Source organism: Micromonospora sp. NPDC004551, assembly GCF_040609975.1.
Taxonomy (GTDB): Bacteria; Actinomycetota; Actinomycetes; order Mycobacteriales; family Micromonosporaceae; genus Micromonospora.
The window spans coordinates 488,149-503,081 of the sequence record NZ_JBEXLM010000001.1; the positions used below are offsets into that span (position 1 = coordinate 488,149).

15 protein-coding genes are annotated in these 14,933 nt (G+C 72.9%); 7 read left to right on the forward strand and 8 right to left on the reverse strand.

Annotation, left to right across the window (positions count from 1 at the left end):
- Positions 1 to 34: 34 nt before the first annotated feature.
- Positions 35 to 988 (reverse strand): WYL domain-containing protein, encoded by a 954-nt coding sequence (locus tag ABZW14_RS02465; protein ID WP_355338501.1) that lies wholly within the window; start codon positions 986 to 988, stop codon positions 35 to 37.
- 79 nt (positions 989 to 1,067) lie between these two features.
- On the opposite strand from ABZW14_RS02465, the gene ABZW14_RS02470 reads away from it, so the two are divergent.
- Both ABZW14_RS02470 and ABZW14_RS02475 read left to right on the forward strand, forming a co-directional pair.
- A complete protein-coding gene (locus ABZW14_RS02470; RefSeq protein WP_355338504.1) occupies positions 1,068 to 1,766 on the forward strand; it encodes a VOC family protein in 699 nt (232 codons plus the stop codon).
- Positions 1,767 to 1,940: 174 nt separating this feature from the next.
- A complete protein-coding gene (locus ABZW14_RS02475) occupies positions 1,941 to 2,717 on the forward strand; it encodes an HAD-IIB family hydrolase (RefSeq protein WP_355338507.1) in 777 nt (258 codons plus the stop codon).
- A gap of 40 nt (positions 2,718 to 2,757) precedes the next feature.
- Here the strand turns inward: ABZW14_RS02475 and ABZW14_RS02480 are convergent, their stop codons facing one another.
- Complete coding sequence (locus tag ABZW14_RS02480) at positions 2,758 to 3,603, reverse strand: SDR family oxidoreductase (RefSeq protein ID WP_355338510.1); 846 nt, start codon at positions 3,601 to 3,603, stop codon at positions 2,758 to 2,760.
- A 118-nt stretch (positions 3,604 to 3,721) separates the two neighbouring features.
- Between ABZW14_RS02480 and ABZW14_RS02485 the strand changes: the two genes are divergently transcribed.
- Both ABZW14_RS02485 and ABZW14_RS02490 read left to right on the forward strand, forming a co-directional pair.
- Positions 3,722 to 4,078: a helix-turn-helix domain-containing protein gene (locus ABZW14_RS02485; RefSeq protein WP_355338513.1), complete on the forward strand. Its 357-nt coding sequence runs from the start codon at positions 3,722 to 3,724 to the stop codon at positions 4,076 to 4,078.
- Positions 4,079 to 4,171: 93 nt separating this feature from the next.
- The gene (locus ABZW14_RS02490; RefSeq protein ID WP_355338516.1) at positions 4,172 to 5,965 is read left to right on the forward strand and encodes an adenylyl cyclase; all 1,794 of its coding nucleotides are present in this window, start codon (positions 4,172 to 4,174) and stop codon (positions 5,963 to 5,965) included.
- Between the two features lie 72 nt (positions 5,966 to 6,037).
- Here ABZW14_RS02490 and ABZW14_RS02495 read toward each other — a convergent pair whose 3' ends face one another.
- Entirely contained in the window at positions 6,038 to 6,613 is a 576-nt protein-coding gene (locus ABZW14_RS02495; RefSeq protein ID WP_355339381.1) for an ATP-dependent Clp protease proteolytic subunit, read from the reverse strand.
- 156 nt (positions 6,614 to 6,769) lie between these two features.
- A complete protein-coding gene (locus ABZW14_RS02500; protein ID WP_355338519.1) occupies positions 6,770 to 7,342 on the reverse strand; it encodes a helix-turn-helix transcriptional regulator in 573 nt (190 codons plus the stop codon).
- Between the two features lie 163 nt (positions 7,343 to 7,505).
- Between ABZW14_RS02500 and ABZW14_RS02505 the strand changes: the two genes are divergently transcribed.
- Complete coding sequence (locus tag ABZW14_RS02505; RefSeq protein ID WP_355338522.1) at positions 7,506 to 8,519, forward strand: potassium channel family protein; 1,014 nt, start codon at positions 7,506 to 7,508, stop codon at positions 8,517 to 8,519.
- A 31-nt stretch (positions 8,520 to 8,550) separates the two neighbouring features.
- Here ABZW14_RS02505 and ABZW14_RS02510 read toward each other — a convergent pair whose 3' ends face one another.
- Complete coding sequence (locus ABZW14_RS02510) at positions 8,551 to 9,033, reverse strand: MarR family winged helix-turn-helix transcriptional regulator (protein ID WP_355338525.1); 483 nt, start codon at positions 9,031 to 9,033, stop codon at positions 8,551 to 8,553.
- A gap of 84 nt (positions 9,034 to 9,117) precedes the next feature.
- Between ABZW14_RS02510 and ABZW14_RS02515 the strand changes: the two genes are divergently transcribed.
- A complete protein-coding gene (locus ABZW14_RS02515; RefSeq protein WP_355338528.1) occupies positions 9,118 to 9,765 on the forward strand; it encodes an NAD(P)H-dependent oxidoreductase in 648 nt (215 codons plus the stop codon).
- Between the two features lie 66 nt (positions 9,766 to 9,831).
- On the opposite strand, the gene ABZW14_RS02520 is transcribed toward ABZW14_RS02515, so the two are convergent.
- The 3 genes from ABZW14_RS02520 to ABZW14_RS02530 all read right to left on the reverse strand — a co-directional run bounded on the left by ABZW14_RS02520 (position 9,832) and on the right by ABZW14_RS02530 (position 14,426).
- Complete coding sequence (locus ABZW14_RS02520; RefSeq protein ID WP_355338531.1) at positions 9,832 to 10,866, reverse strand: 2-oxoacid:ferredoxin oxidoreductase subunit beta; 1,035 nt, start codon at positions 10,864 to 10,866, stop codon at positions 9,832 to 9,834.
- Positions 10,859 to 12,706, reverse strand: a complete 1,848-nt coding sequence (locus ABZW14_RS02525) for a 2-oxoacid:acceptor oxidoreductase subunit alpha (protein WP_355338534.1) — start codon at positions 12,704 to 12,706, stop codon at positions 10,859 to 10,861. The genes ABZW14_RS02520 and ABZW14_RS02525 overlap by 8 nt, the downstream gene beginning before the upstream one ends.
- Before the next feature lie 286 nt (positions 12,707 to 12,992).
- Positions 12,993 to 14,426 (reverse strand): hypothetical protein, encoded by a 1,434-nt coding sequence (locus tag ABZW14_RS02530; RefSeq protein ID WP_355338537.1) that lies wholly within the window; start codon positions 14,424 to 14,426, stop codon positions 12,993 to 12,995.
- A 129-nt stretch (positions 14,427 to 14,555) separates the two neighbouring features.
- On the opposite strand from ABZW14_RS02530, the gene ndhC reads away from it, so the two are divergent.
- A complete protein-coding gene (gene ndhC / locus ABZW14_RS02535; RefSeq protein WP_355338540.1) occupies positions 14,556 to 14,933 on the forward strand; it encodes an NADH-quinone oxidoreductase subunit A in 378 nt (125 codons plus the stop codon).

The window sequence follows — 14,933 nt, forward strand, 5'->3', positions numbered from 1 at the left end:
GTCGTCGTCGACGCCGGCCGAGTCCACCGGATTTTCAGGTTGCGTACCGGGCGGCGGCCTCGCGCAGCTCGTCGGCCACCTGGGCGCGCAACTCGGCGGGGGCCAGCACCTCGACCGCCGAGCCGAGGCCGAGCAGGGCCGACCGCGCCCAGCCGCGGTTCTCGAACGGCACGGTCAGCTCGACCTCGCCGGTCGCGGTGACGGGCACCCGGTCCTTGCCGGCGATCTGCACCGCGCGGCGCAGGCGGGGCAGCGCGGCCGCGGCGACGCGTACGGTGACCTCGACGGCGACGGCCTCGTCCTCCAGGGCGCGGCGGGACTCGGCCCAGGCCGTCGCGAGGTCGAAGCCGGGCGGGCGGGTCGCCGGCTCGTCGAGGAGCGTCACCGCGCGCATCCGGGAGACCCGGTAGGTGCGTCGCTGCCCGTCCCGCAGCGCCACCAGGTACCAGTCACCGGCGGCGAGGACCACACCGAGCGGATCGATCTCCCGGGTGACCGGGCGGCCGCCCCGGACGTAGCGGATGCGGACACGGCGGTCGCGCCACAGGGCGTCGGCGAGGTCGGGCAGGCAGGGCACCGGTTCGGGGGCGCCGTACCAGCGGGTCGGGTCGAGGTGGAACCGTTCGGTGGTCCGGCCGGCACGTTCCCGGGCCGCGCCGGTGAGGCTGGCCCAGACCTTGATCCGCGCGCCCTCCAGCAGTTCGCCCAGGCCGAGTTGTTCGGCCGGGCCGGCGAGGCCCAGGAAGGCCAGCGCGCCCGCCTCGTCCAGACCGACCCCCGTGAGCCTGGTCCGGTAGCCGCGGTCGAGGCGGTAGCCGCCCGCCGGTCCCCGGGCGGCGCGGATCGGGATCCCGGCCGCGACGAGGGCCTCGACGTCCCGCTGGACGGTCCGCTCGCTGACCTCCAGCCGCTGGGCCAGCTCCCGGCCGCTGGCCTGGCCTCGCACCTGGAGCTGCAACAGCAGGGTCATCATCCGCGACGCACGCACCCCGCCATGATCGCGCATATACGACAGAGGATGTCGGGAACTGGCGGGAGACTCGGCCGGGACGACGAGAGGAGTGGACGTGTCCGAGCGGATCACGGCGACGGAATTCCATGCGGCGGCCGGGGTGGCGGACTGGCGGGTGCTGGGCGAGGGGGCGGGCGCCTGGTTCCGCGCCGGATCGTTCGCGGCCGGCGCACGCCTCGCGGCCGCGATCGGCGAGCTGCCCGGCCTGGACGGGCATGCGCCGGACGTCGACCTGCGGCGCGACGGGGTGGCCGTACGCCTGGTCACCCGCACGGCCGAGCACTACGGACTGACCGGCCGTGACCTCGACCTGGCCCGGCGGATCTCGGTGCTGGCCCGCGACCTCGGCGTGCCGGGGGACCCGGCCGCCGTGCAGTCCGTCCAGATCAGCGTCGACGCGCTCGACCTGCCGGCGGTGACCCCCTTCTGGCGCGCCCTGCTCGGTTACGAGCACCGTGCCGGCAGCCCCGAGGACCTGGTCGACGGGCGGGGACGCGGCCCCGCGTTCTGGTTCCAGCAGATGGACGCCCCGCGACCGCAGCGCAACCGGATGCACGTCGACGTCTGGGTGCCGTACGACCGGGCGGAGGCCCGGGTCGCGGCGGCCGTCGCGGCCGGCGGGCGCCTGGTGGACGACTCCCATGCCCCGTCGTTCTGGGTGCTGGCCGACCCGGAGGGCAACGAGGCCTGCGTCGGCGCAGTGGGCGGGCCCGATCCGGCGGCCGGGGTGTCCGCCCCGCCCACGACGGCGTGACCGGCCTCCGGAACGGGGCGGTTTCCACCGGTCCGTGCTGTTAACCTGCGTGCGAGGGCCGCGCTGTGCATCGGCGGCCTCGACCGGGCGCCAGCCCCGGGCCATCGGGGTGGCAGTGGCTCACGTCGGTACCCTGCTAGTCCTGGCCTGCCCGCGACGACATGGTGGTACTTCGTGAACGATCTTCGAGTGGTGGCGTTCGACCTGGACGACACCCTGGCGGTTTCCAAGTCCCAGATCGATCGTCGGATGGCGGAACTCCTCGGCCACCTGCTCACCGAGGTGGATGTGCTGGTCATCTCCGGTGGCCGGTTCGAGCAGTTCCAGACGCAGATGCTGGCGCACCTCGACCTGACCGAGGAGCAGCGCCTCCGGCTGCACCTGATGCCGACCTGCGGCACCCGCTACTACCGCTGGCGGGACGGCGACTGGTGGCAGGTCTACGCCGAGGACCTCAGCGAGGCCGACAAGGCCCGGGTCGTCGCCGCGCTCACCGAGTCGGCGCAGGCGCTCGACCTGTGGGAGGCGAAGACCTGGGGCGACATCATCGAGGACCGGGGCAGCCAGATCACCTTCTCGGCGCTGGGCCAGTCCGCGCCGCCGGTCGAGAAGTACGGCTGGGACCCGGACGGCAGCAAGAAGAAGCGGCTGCGGGACGCGGTCGCCGCGAAGCTGCCCGACCTGGAGGTCCGGGGCGGCGGCTCGACCTCGATCGACGTCACGCGCAAGGGCGTGGACAAGGCGTACGGCATGCGGAAGCTGCTGGAGTGCCTGGATCTGAAGATCGACAACGTGCTGTTCGTCGGTGACCGGCTCGACGTGGGCGGCAACGACTACCCGGTGAAGGCCATGGGCATCCGCTGTGTCGCCGTCACCCGCTGGGAGGAGACGGCCGACTACGTGGAGAACCTGGTCGACGACCTGGTGAAGCTGCGGGCCGAGCCGGCCTGACCGCCGCCCGGGATCGGGAGGGCGGCGGCCAGGGCGGGCATCAGAGCGCGGCGCGGATCGCCTCGGCGAGCGCGGTCGGGGTGCGACCGAGCAGTCCGGCCAGGTCGTCGCTGACCTCCAGTTCACCCTGGGCGATGCCCCGGTCGGCGTCGGCGAGCATGGCCGCGTACCCCTCGGGGACGCCGGCCGCGACCAGCAGCTCGGTGTACTTGTCCACCGGCAGGTCGAGGTAGGAGACCGGTGCGCCGGTCTGCCGGGAGACCTCGGCGGCCAGCTCGGCCATGCTGAACGGCGCGCCGCCCAGCTCGTACACCCTGCCGGCCTGATCCGGTGTGGTGAGCACCGCCGCGGCGGCCTCGGCGTAGTCGGCGCGGGTGGCGGCGCTGACCCGGCCGTCACCGGCCGCGCCCGCGACCCCGTGCTGGCGGTACGCGGGGAGCTGGCCGGTGTAGTTCTCCAGGTACCAGCTGTTGCGCAGGAACACGTACGGCAGGCCGGAGTCGCGGATGAGCTGCTCGGTGGCCTTGTGCTCGGCGGCGAGCGCCAGCGTGGAGGTGTCCGCCTTCGCGATGCTGGTGTAGACGACCAGCCCGACGCCGGCCTCCCGGGCGGCGGTGACCACGTTGCCGTGCTGCGCCACCCGCCTGCCCGCCTCGCTGCCGGAGACGAACATCAGCGTCTCGGCGCCCGCGAAGGCGGTGCGGAGCGACGCGGGGTCGTCGTAGTCGGCCCGCCGGGTCTCCACGCCCCGCTCGGCGAGGTCGGCGAGCCGGTCGACGTCCCGGCCGAGCGCCACGATGCGGTCGGCGGGTACGCCCCGGTCGAGCAGCGAGGAGATGATCAGGCGGCCGAGGTGGCCGGTGGCGCCGGTGACGACGATGGACATGAGCACTCCTTGTTGATGGCGACGTTGTCTTCCCTCGCCAACGGGAACAACTCCTCGATGCTTCCCGTTGGAGAGTAGGCACCTTCAAGTTCGGTACGCACTGAAAGAGAGTGGTCACGTGCAGGCGGACCCGTTCAACCGGAACTGCGGCAGCCGGAAGGTCCTCGACCGGATCGGTGATCGCTGGAGCGTGCTGGTCGTGCTCACTCTCGCCGGCGGCGACAAGCGCTACGGCGAGCTGGCCGAGCGGATCGACGGCATCAGCCAGAAGATGCTCACCCAGACCCTGCGCGGGCTGGAGCGCGACGGCCTCGTCACCCGTACCGTGCACGCCAGCGTGCCGCCCCGGGTCGACTACGCGCTCACCGATCTCGGCCGTAGTCTGCTCGACCTGGTCGCCGGCCTAGAGGCGTGGGCCACCACCCACCTGACCGAGGTGGAGGCTGCCCGGGCCCGCTACGACGCGCGGGGTTAGTTCCGGTACCGGCCATGGCTGGCGGGATCGGTGTCGATGCGGTAGGAACGCCCAGAGAGCGCTCTCCGTCCCCATCACCGAACAGGCAGGCAGATGAGACCACTCGACCCCTCCCGCCGCCGCTTCCTCGCCCTCACCGCCGCCTCGGCGGCATCGGTCACCGCCCTCGGGCTCCCGGCCGGGCCCGCCGCCGCGTCCCCGGCCGGCGACGGCAGCGACGCCGAGCCCGACTTCGGCCCCAACGTCTTCGTGTACGACCCGGCCACCCCGGTCGAGGAGATCCAGTCCACCCTGGACGAGCTCTTCGCCGGCCAGGAGCACAACGAGATGGGCTCCGACCGGTACGCCGTGCTGTTCAAGCCCGGCCGGTACGAGGTGAACGCCCGGCTCGGTTACTACACCACCGTGGCCGGCCTCGGCGCGCACCCCGACGACGTGGAGATCCACGGTGCGGTGCGGGTGATCGGGCAGCCCGACCCGAACTCCCAGGCCGGCATCTCCGCGCTGACCAACTTCTGGCGCTCGGTGGAGAACCTCGCCGTCAGCCCGACCGACTGGTCGAACCAGTGGGCGGTCTCCCAGGCGTCCCCGATGCGCCGGGTCCACATCAAGGGCATCCTCTGGCTGGAGCCCGGCAACGGCGGCTACTCCAGCGGCGGCTACATCGCCGACTCCAAGGTGGACGGCATCACCATCAACGGCTCCCAGCAGCAGTGGCTGACCCGGGACAGCGAGCTCGGCGGCGACTGGACCAACGGGGTCTGGAACCAGGTCTTCTCCGGCGTCGTCGGCGCGCCCGCGCAGGGCTTCCCGAACCCGCCGTACACCACGCTGGCGACCAGCCCGGTGACCCGCGAGAAGCCGTACCTCTTCGTGGACGGTGCGGGCCGGTGGCGGGTCGCCGTTCCCCGGCTGCGCCGCGACACGGCGGGCACCACCTGGGGCGCGGGCGCCCCGCCGGTGCCCTCCCTGCCGCTGTCCGACTTCTTCATCGCCAAGCCCACCGACTCGGCCAAGCGGATCAACCAGGAGCTCTCGCGGGGGCGGCACCTGCTGCTCACCCCGGGCGTCTACCACTTGGAGCGGGCGCTGCGGGTGAAGCACCCGGACACCGTCGTGCTCGGCCTCGGCATGCCCAGCCTCGCCCCGACCACCGGCGACGCCGCCCTGCGGATCGAGGACGTGGACGGCGTCCGGATCGCCGGGGTGCTGGTCGACGCCGGGGCGGTCGAGTCAGAGGTGCTCGTCGAGGTCGGCAAGCGCAACAGCCACCGGTCGCACGCGACCGACCCGATCTCCCTCCAGGACGTCTTCTTCCGCATCGGCGGCCCGTACGCCGGCCGGGCGGTGACCAGCCTGGTCGTGAACAGCCGGCACACCCTGATCGACAACATCTGGGCCTGGCGCGGCGACCACGGCAAGCCGGGCACCATCGGCTGGACCGTCAACACCGCCGACACGGGCGTGGTGGTCAACGGCGACGACGTGACCGCGTACGGGCTCTTCGTCGAGCACTATCAGCGCTGGCAGACCATCTGGAACGGCGAGCGCGGCCGGACCGTCTTCTACCAGAGCGAACTGCCCTACGACCCGCCGAGCCAGCCGGCCTGGCGCAGCCCGACCGGCAACGGCTGGGCCTCCTACAAGGTCGCCGACCACGTGCGCGAGCACGAGGCGTGGGGGCTGGGCGTCTACTCGTACTTCAACCAGAAGGTGGACATCCGCTGCGACCGCGCCATCGAGGCGCCCCGCCGGGCCGGTGTGCGGTTCCACGACGCCATCACCGTCTTCCTGGACGGCAGCGGCGGCATCGAGCGCACCGTCAACGAGGCCGGCACCCCGGTCGTCGGCTCGTACGGCACCAGCCCGGTGGTCAGCTACCCCTGATCCGCCGATCAGGATCGCGGCCGGCGGCCGGCGGGATCCCTCCCGCCGGCCGCCCCCGTCTCCGGCCGCGCCTCAGCCCGGCAACTGCTCCGCCCGGGTGACCACCTGGTCGATGAGGCCGTACTCGCGGGCCTGCTCGGCGGTGAACCAGCGGTCCCGGTCCCAGTCGCGCTGGATCTCGTCCAGCGTGTGCCCGCTGTGCCGGGCGATCAGCTCCTGCATCGTCCGCTTCACGTGCAGCATGTTCTCCGCCTGGATGGTGATGTCGGCGGCCGTGCCACCCATCCCGCCGGACGGCTGGTGCATCATCACCCGCGAGTGCGGCAGCGCGAACCGCTTCCCCGCAGCGCCGGCGCAGAGCAGGAACTGCCCCATCGAGCCGGCCATCCCGAGGGCCAGCGTCGCCACGTCGTTCTTGACGTACCGCATGGTGTCGTAGACGGCCATCCCGGCGCTGACCGAGCCACCGGGCGAGTTGATGTAGAGGAAGATGTCCCGCTCCGGGTCCTCGGCCGCCAGCAGCAGGATCTGCGCGCAGATCTGGTTGGCCGAGGCGTCGGTGACCTCGGTGCCGAGGAAGATGATCCGTTCCTTGAGCAGCCGCTCGAAGACCCGGTCCCCGAGGCTCGGCTGCGCGTCGTCCAGCATCCAGATGCCGTGTGCCATGACCTGAACCACCCTCCGTGCCCGCCGGTGGGCGAGGGGCCGCCCGGCAACCGGCGGTCTCCAGCCTCCGGCGGGTGGCACCGTGCGGCCCAGGGTTTCTGCCCGGGGCAGATCCGCCCTGGGCAGAACCGGCCGGGCCTAGGCGGCGGTCAGGCGCCGCCGGCCCGCCCGGGCGCGCCGCCGGGCCAGCGTGACGGAGGTACGCGGACGGTGGCGGGCGGCCGGCGCGGAGGGGATCAGCCAGATCCGGGTGCCGGTGCCGAACGCGGTGGGGGAGGCGTACCCGAGGTCGGGGCCGACCGGCGCGGGCGCGGTGCCGGGCAGCCGCAGCGTCCCGCCGAGCAGCGGGGTCGGGGCGACCGGCCGGCGGGTGGCGTGCAGCCGCGGCCCGCCGACCCGCACCTGCGGCCCGGTCCGGGTGGCCGGCACGCGGTCCAGCCGGGCCAGCGTCACGCCGGAGGCCACCGGCGCCCGCCGCTCGGCCCGGCGCAGCTCGTCGCGTGCCTCTTCGAGCAGGTCGGAGAGGTGGATGCCGAGGGCCCGGCAGATCGCCGCCAGCACCTCGGAGGAGGCCTCCTTGCGACCGCGTTCCACCTCGGAGAGGTAGGGCAGCGAGACGCCGGCCGCCAGCGCCACCTCGCGCAGGGTGCGGCCCTGGCGCAGGCGCACCCGGCGGAGCACCCCGCCGATCACCCGTCGCAGCAACGACATGCGGGCCTCCTCGCGGTCGTGGTCCCCCGGACGTCCCCATCATGCCCCGTCGCGGCGACGGAGACCGGCCCGGCCCGGCCCGCATCTCGCCCCGGCAGGCCGGATCCCGGCGTACCCGCTATGTTGTGGGCGTGCAGGCGACGGTGGCGGAGCAGGGCCGACGGTGATCCATTTTCCCGCGCAACGGCGGGGGCCGCTGAGCGCGCTGAGTCTGCGCCTGCTCGCCGCCCTGGGCCTGGTCCTCGCCGTGGTGGCGGCGGTCTGGATCGACCGTGACGGCTACCGCGACGTCAACGAGGACGGCCTCACCCTGCTCGACTGCTTCTACTACGCGGTGGTCTCGCTCTCCACCACGGGCTACGGCGACATCACCCCGGCCTCGTCGTCGGCGCGCCTGGTGAATGTCCTGTTCGTCACCCCCGCCCGGGTGCTCTTCCTGATCATCCTGGTCGGCACCACCCTGGAAGTCCTGACCGAGCAGTACCGGACCGGCCGTCGCCTGTCGCGGTGGAGGAGAATCGTGAAGGACCACGTCATCATCTGCGGCTACGGCACCAAGGGCCGCAGCGCCGTCTCCGCGCTGCTGGAGAACGGTCTGGACAAGTCCAAGATCGTGGTCGTGGAGCGGAGCGGCGCCGCGCTCAGGCAGGCCACCTCGGCCGGGCTGGTCGCCATCGAGGGCTCGGCCACCCGCTCGTCCGTGCTAGAGGAGGCGCACGTCCGCACCGCCAAGGCGGTCATCATCGCGACCGACAGCGACGATGCCTCGGTGCTGGTGGCGCTGACCGTCCGGCAGCTCACCGCCGGCCAGGTGCGGATCATCGCGGCGGTCCGGGAGGCGGAGAACGCCCCGCTGCTCAAGCAGAGCGGGGCGCACCACGTGATCGTCTCCTCGGCGACCGCCGGCCGGCTGCTCGGCCTCTCCACCTCGGCCCCGCCGCTGATCGACGTGGTGGAGGACCTGCTCACCCCGGGCCAGGGCATGGCGCTGGCCATGCGTTCCGCCGAGCGCAGCGAGGTGGGCCGGTCGCCCCGCGAGCTGGAGTCGCTGGTCATCGCGCTGGTCCGGCGGGGCAAGGTGGTCACGTTGAACGACAAGGCCGGCGCGGTGATCGAGACCGGCGACATGCTGGTCCACGTGCGCGACGACCGGCCGCAGTCCGCGGCGACGGTCTGACCTTCCCCTGATCCGGCCGGCCACCCGGCCGTCAGCAGGCGGCGTCCGGCTCCTCCGCGGCCGCCTCGGCGCAGTTGAGCGGGCGGCCACTGGTCGCCCGACGGAGCAGTTCGTAGAGCGTGTCCCGCTCGGCCGGATCCAGCGCGCCGAGCACCTCGTCCTCGGCCCCGGCGAGCGCGCACTCGGCCTCGCGGAGCCGCCTCGCGCCCACGGCGGTGAGGCTCACCACGTGCCGGCGGCGGTCCTCGGGTGACCGTCGCCGCTCGACCAGGCCCTCCGCCTCCAGGTCGTTGAGCAGCCCGACCACGTTCGTGCCGTCGATCTGGAGCGTGCCGGCCAGCCCCTGCTGACTAATGCCGTCCGATTCCCGCAGCACGGTGAGCGCCACGAGATGCCGGGGGCGCAGGCCGAGCGGTGCCAGCACCGACTCGGAGCGCAGCCGCATCCGCCGGGCCAGATGGTCGAGCAGGGGCCCGGAGCGGTGCTCCGACTCCTCGACCGGCAGGGCTGGCATGTGACCCAGTTTACGCACGGCGCGGAACATCCCCCTGCTATAAATGGTTGGCGCTACACAAACGATCTGTGGAGGGTTAACCACATGGCACACCTGCTGTACATCGACTCCAGCATCCGGGGCGAGCACTCGGTCAGCCGGCGGCTCACCGCCCGGGCCGCCGCCGCGTGGCGCGCCGCCCACCCCGGCGGCACGGTCACCCACCGCGACCTGGGCCGGGAGCCGCTGCCACACCTCGACGAGGCCGGCGGCCTGGCGCGGATGGTGCCGGCGGAGCAGCACACCGCGGCTCAGCGCGCGTCCTGGCAGCTCTCCGAGCGGCTGGTGGACGAGGTGAAGCGGGCCGACACGATCGTGCTCGGCCTCCCGCTCTACAACTACGGCGCGCCGAGCAGCGTGAAGACCTGGGTCGACCACCTCATCGCGCCCGGCATCGCGTTCGACCCGGCCACCGGGGCCGGCCTGCTGGGCGGTCGCGAGTTCATCGTGCTGGGCAGCCGGGGTGGCGGCTACGGCCCGGGCACCCCGCGCGAGGGCTGGGACCACGCCGAGCCCTGGCTGCCGCACGGCCTGTCGATGACCGGCCTGGAGCCGCGCTTCATCTCGGCCGAGCTGACCCTGGCCCCGGTCACCCCGGCCATGGCCGAGCTGATCCCGCTGCACGAGCAGAGCCTCGCGGCGGCCGAGCGGGCCATCGACGAGCTGTGGGTGCCGGCCTCGGCGGTGGCCTGACCCGACGACGAAGGGCGGGCCGTCCCCCTCGGGGAACGGCCCGCCCTTCGCGTGCTCAGGGACGCGTCAGAGGATCGTCCAGGTGTCGCCGGCGGACAGCAGGCCGGCGAGCTGCTGCTCGGGGGTCTGGTCGACGCCGGCCTTCGCCTCCGCCACCTGCTCCTGCACCACCGTGTCGTAGGACGAGCGGGTCACCGAGCGGAACACGCCGATCGGGGTGTTCCGCAGGTCCAGCCCGGGCAGCCGGGACAGCGCGAAGGCGTACGCCGGGTCGGCGACGCCCGCGTCGTGCACCACGATCTCCTCGGCCGGGGTGTTCGCGGTCTCCCGGACCTCCAGCCCGAAGCCGCCCGGCGGGTGGACGACGCAGAACTGGCCGTCCTTGCCGAAGGTGATCGGCTGCCCGTGCTCCAGCCGGATCAGGAAGTCGTCCCGGGTGGCCGGCTCCTTGAGCGGGTCGAACGCGCCGTCGTTGAAGATGTTGCAGTTCTGGTAGATCTCCACGAACGCGGAGCCCTTGTGCTCGGCGGCGGCCCGCAGCACCGACTGGAGGTGCTTGCGGTCGGAGTCGATGGTCCGGGCCACGAAGGTGGCCTCCGCGCCGAGCGCCAGCGACAGCGGGTTGAACGGGGCGTCCGCCGAGCCGACCGGTGTCGACTTGGTGACCTTGCCGATCTCGGAGGTCGGCGAGTACTGCCCCTTGGTCAGGCCGTAGATCCGGTTGTTGAACAGCAGGATCTTGAGGTTGACGTTGCGGCGCAGCGCGTGGATCAGGTGGTTGCCGCCGATGGAGAGGGCGTCGCCGTCACCGGTGACCACCCAGACCGACAGGTCCGGCCGGCTCACCGACAGGCCCGTGGCGATCGCCGGGGCGCGGCCGTGGATCGAGTGCAGCCCGTAGGTGTTCATGTAGTACGGGAAGCGCGACGAGCAGCCGATGCCCGAGATGAAGACGATGTTCTCCCGGGGGATGTTCAGCTCCGGCATGAAGCCCTGGACGGCCGCCAGGATGGCGTAGTCCCCGCAGCCGGGGCACCAGCGCACCTCCTGGTCGGACTTGAAGTCCTTGGCGGTGAGCTTGAGGGCGACGGGCTCAGACATTCTTCAGGACCTCTTCCAGCATCGTCTCCAGCTCGGCGGCGGTGAACGGCAGGCCGCGGACCTGGTTGTAGCTGATCGCGTCGACCAGGTACTTCGCCCGGATCACATGGGCGAGCTGGCCGAGGTTCATCTCCGGGATGACCACCCGGTCGTACGCGCGCAGCACCTCGCCGAGGTTGGCCGGCATCGGGGCCAGGTGGCGCAGGTGCGCCTGGGCGACGGACAGGCCGCGCTGCCGCAGCCCCCGGCAGGCCGCCCCGATCGGCCCGTACGTCGAACCCCAGCCGAGCACCAGCACCCGGGCGTCGCCGTCCGGGTCCTCCACCTCGACGTCCGGCACCGGGATGGTCTCGATCCGGGCTGCCCGGGTGCGCACCATGAAATCGTGGTTCGCCGGGTCGTACGAGATGTCGCCGGTCTTGTCCGCCTTCTCCAGGCCGCCGATCCGGTGCTCCAGCCCGGCGGTGCCCGGGATGGCCCACGGCCGGGCCAGGGTCTCCGGGTCCCGCAGGTACGGCAGGAAGGTGGTGCCGTCCTCACCGTTGGGCCGGGTGGCGAACTCGACCCGCAGGTCGGGCAGGCTCTCCACGTCCGGCAGCAGCCACGGCTCGGAGCCGTTGGCCACGTAGTTGTCCGACAGCAGCAGCACCGGGGTGCGGTAGGTCAGGGCGATCCGGGCCGCCTCCAGCGCCGCGTGGAAGCAGTCCGCGGGCGACTTCGGCGCGATGACCGCGACCGGGGCCTCGCCATGTCGGCCGTACAGGGCCATGTTGAGGTCGGCCTGCTCGGTCTTGGTGGGCATGCCGGTGGACGGCCCGGCACGCTGCACGTCGACGATGACCAGCGGCAGCTCCAGCGCCACGGCCAACGAGATCGTCTCGCTCTTCAGCGCGACGCCCGGGCCGCTGGTGGTGGTGACGCCGAGCGAGCCGCCGTACGAGGCGCCCAGCGCCGCGCCGACCGCGGCGATCTCGTCCTCGGCCTGCATGGTGACGACGCCGAACTTCTTGTGCTTGCTCAGCTCGTGCAGGATGTCCGAGGCCGGGGTGATCGGGTAGGCGCCCAGGAAGACCGGCAGCCCGGACCGGACCCCGGCCGCCACCAGGCCCAGCGACAGCGCCGCGTTGCCGGTGATGTTCCGGTAGGTGCCCGGCACCATCTTGGCCGGCTTGACCTCGTAGCGGACCGAGAAGTCCTCGGTGGTCTCGCCGAAGTTCCAGCCGGCCCGGAAGGCGGCCACGTTCGCCGCGACCAGCTCCGGCCGGGCGGCGAACTTACGCTCCAGGAACCGCAGCGTCGACTCGTACGGGCGCGAGTACATCCAGCTCAGCAGGCCGAGCGCGAACATGTTCTTGGCCCGCTCGGCGTCCTTCTTGGACACCGCCTGCTCGGCCAGCGCGCCGATCGTCATCGAGGTCAGGGCGACCGGGTGCACCACGTAGCCGGCGAGCGTGTCGTCGTCGAGAGGGCTGGTGGTGTAACCCACCTTGGCCAGGTTGCGCCGGGTGAACTCGTCGGTGTTGACGATGATGTCCGCCCCGCGCGGCAGGTCGGTCAGGTTGGCCTTGAGCGCGGCCGGGTTCATGGCCACCAGCACGTTCGGCGCGTCACCGGGCGTCAGGATGTCGTAGTCGGCGAAGTGCACCTGGAAGCTCGACACGCCTGGCAGGGTGCCGGCGGGGGCGCGGATCTCGGCCGGGAAGTTGGGCAACGTGGAGATGTCGTTGCCCAGCTGGGCCGTCTCCGAGGTGAACCGGTCACCCGTGAGCTGCATGCCGTCGCCGGAGTCGCCGGCGAACCGGATCACCACCCGGTCCAGTTGACGGATCTGCTTGGTCACGCCCGCACCTCGCTTCGCTGAGCGCCGTCGCACGGGCGGCTGAACGTGATGGTGACCCCGCCTTGCCCGGCCACGTGCCCTCCTAGACGCGCTGCTGCCGCCGGCCGTCCGTCGCTGGCCCGGCCTGCTCCGTTTCTCACGTCAGAGCCTACGTCGGCCCGTTAGGGCAACCTTGGTGGAGGTCCGACGTATGGGACCTGATCGGGCCGCTGTATGCCCGGCTTTGCGGCGTTTAGTACCGCAGCCCGTAATTCAGATCACCGCAATCCGGAAGACGTTCGCGCGTTCACTCCTCGGCGGGCCGGGCGACCGACTCCGCCGCCGCGGCTCCCGAGCGCCGGCGCAGCGAGGTGGTCGCCAGGGCCAGCGCGAGCGCCACGAGCAGCCCGGAGACCCCGATCAGGGTCACCGCCGTCCGGTGCACGGAGGTGTCGTCGTCATCGGCGGCCGGCGCGGCGGCGGCCACCACGCCCTGCGACCCGGTCGGGACGGGCGCCCCGGCCGCCGGGGTGGCCTGCGCGGCCGCCGCGGTGATGCGGAAGCTCATCTGCACCTGCCGGTCCCGCCCGCTCCGCGGATCCAGCCGCCCGACCACCGCGCCGGCCAGGGGGGCCCGCTGCTGGGCCTCGGCCGAGGCGGTCACCGGCAGGCTCAGGTTGACGGTCCGGCCGGCCGGGACGGTGCCCAGCCGGCACCGGGTCCGGTCCGGGGCCACCGCGGCGCAGCCGGCCGGCAGGTCGGTGACGGTCACCCCCGCGGGGAGGACCACGTCGACCCGGCCGGTGGCGTCGACCGTGCCGGTGTTGCCGAGGCGGACGCCCAGGGTGCTCGGCGCGCCGCTGATGTCGAAGAGCACCTCGTCGGCGCGGAGCGAGATGCCGGGCACCGGCGGCCCGGGCGGGAAGAGCACCGCGAAGCCCTCGTCGTCACTGGCCGCGCCGGCCACGCCCGGCGCCGTGGCGGTGACCCGGACGGACCCGCTCAGCGGCATGGACCGCCAGGCGGTGCCGGCGACCCGGACGCGGATCGAGGCGCGGAACTGCGCTCCCGGGGCGGTGGCCCACTCGCCGCACCGGTGACTGCCGCCGCCCGCGGGGGCGCACCCCGGCGTGCCGGCGTCGGTCAGCCCGGACGGCAGGGTGTAGCCGAGGCGGACCCGCTCGGCCCGGCCACCGGTGTTGGTCACCGTCACCCGGAGCGTGGTCACCGTGCTGGCCGCGTTCCAGTAGGCGGGCGTCAGCACGACGTCGTCGGTGGTGATCCGCACGCCCAGCGGGCTGCCGGCCGGTTGGGCCGGCGGCGGGGCCACCACGGGTGGCGGTCCGGCCGGTGGGGGAGCCGGTGCGGTCGTGGTGGGCGCGGTCGTGGTGGGCGCCGGTTCGGGCACCGTGGTCGTGGGCGCCGGCGCGGTGGTGGTCGGGGCCGGCGGCGTGGTCGGCGGGATCTCCTCCGTCGGCGGCGGGCTGGTGGGCGCCGGCTCCGTCGTCGTGGGTTCCACCGTGGGCGTCGCCCCGGTCGGCTCGGTGCCCGGCTCGCCCCCCGGCTCCGCGGGCACGCCCGGTTCGGCCGCCAGGGCCACGGGGGTCATGGCCCGCGAGGCCGCCCAGGTCGGCGCCACCGCGAGGGTCGCCGCGATCCCGGCGACGAGCGCGGGAACGAGGAGTGCGGGGGCGGCTCGGAGAGCGGCGCGCCGAGCAGGCCGTACGCGGGGGCGGGCCATCTGTCCTCCGTGACGCTCAGTGAGGTCTCATTATTTGGCAACAGTTGCCTTCGAGCACTAGTCCCGCAAAGAAACAAATCCGTAACGTGTTCGAGGCGGCCCGACGGCCCGACCGGTAGGCTCCCGACCGTGACCGGTTACCTCGGCTCGTACGCCACGCTCGGTCTCCTGCTCGTTGCCGCAGTGCTCTTCTTCATCACGGCGTTCTCGGCCAATCGGGTGTTACGTCCTGGCCGTCCGGCTGATCCCTGGGGCAAGCGGGCCACCTACGAGTGCGGTCTCGACCCGGTCGGCGGCGACTGGGCGCAGATGCAGATCCGCTACTACGTCTACGCCTACCTGTACGTGCTCTTCGCCGTGGAGGCGGTCTTCCTCTTCCCCTGGGCGCTGGTCTTCGACCGGCCCGGGTTCGGCGTGACCACCGTGGTGGAGATGGGCGTCTTCGTGGCCGTGGTGGCGCTCGGCATCCTCTACGCCTGGCGCCGGAACATCCTCCGCTGGACCTGA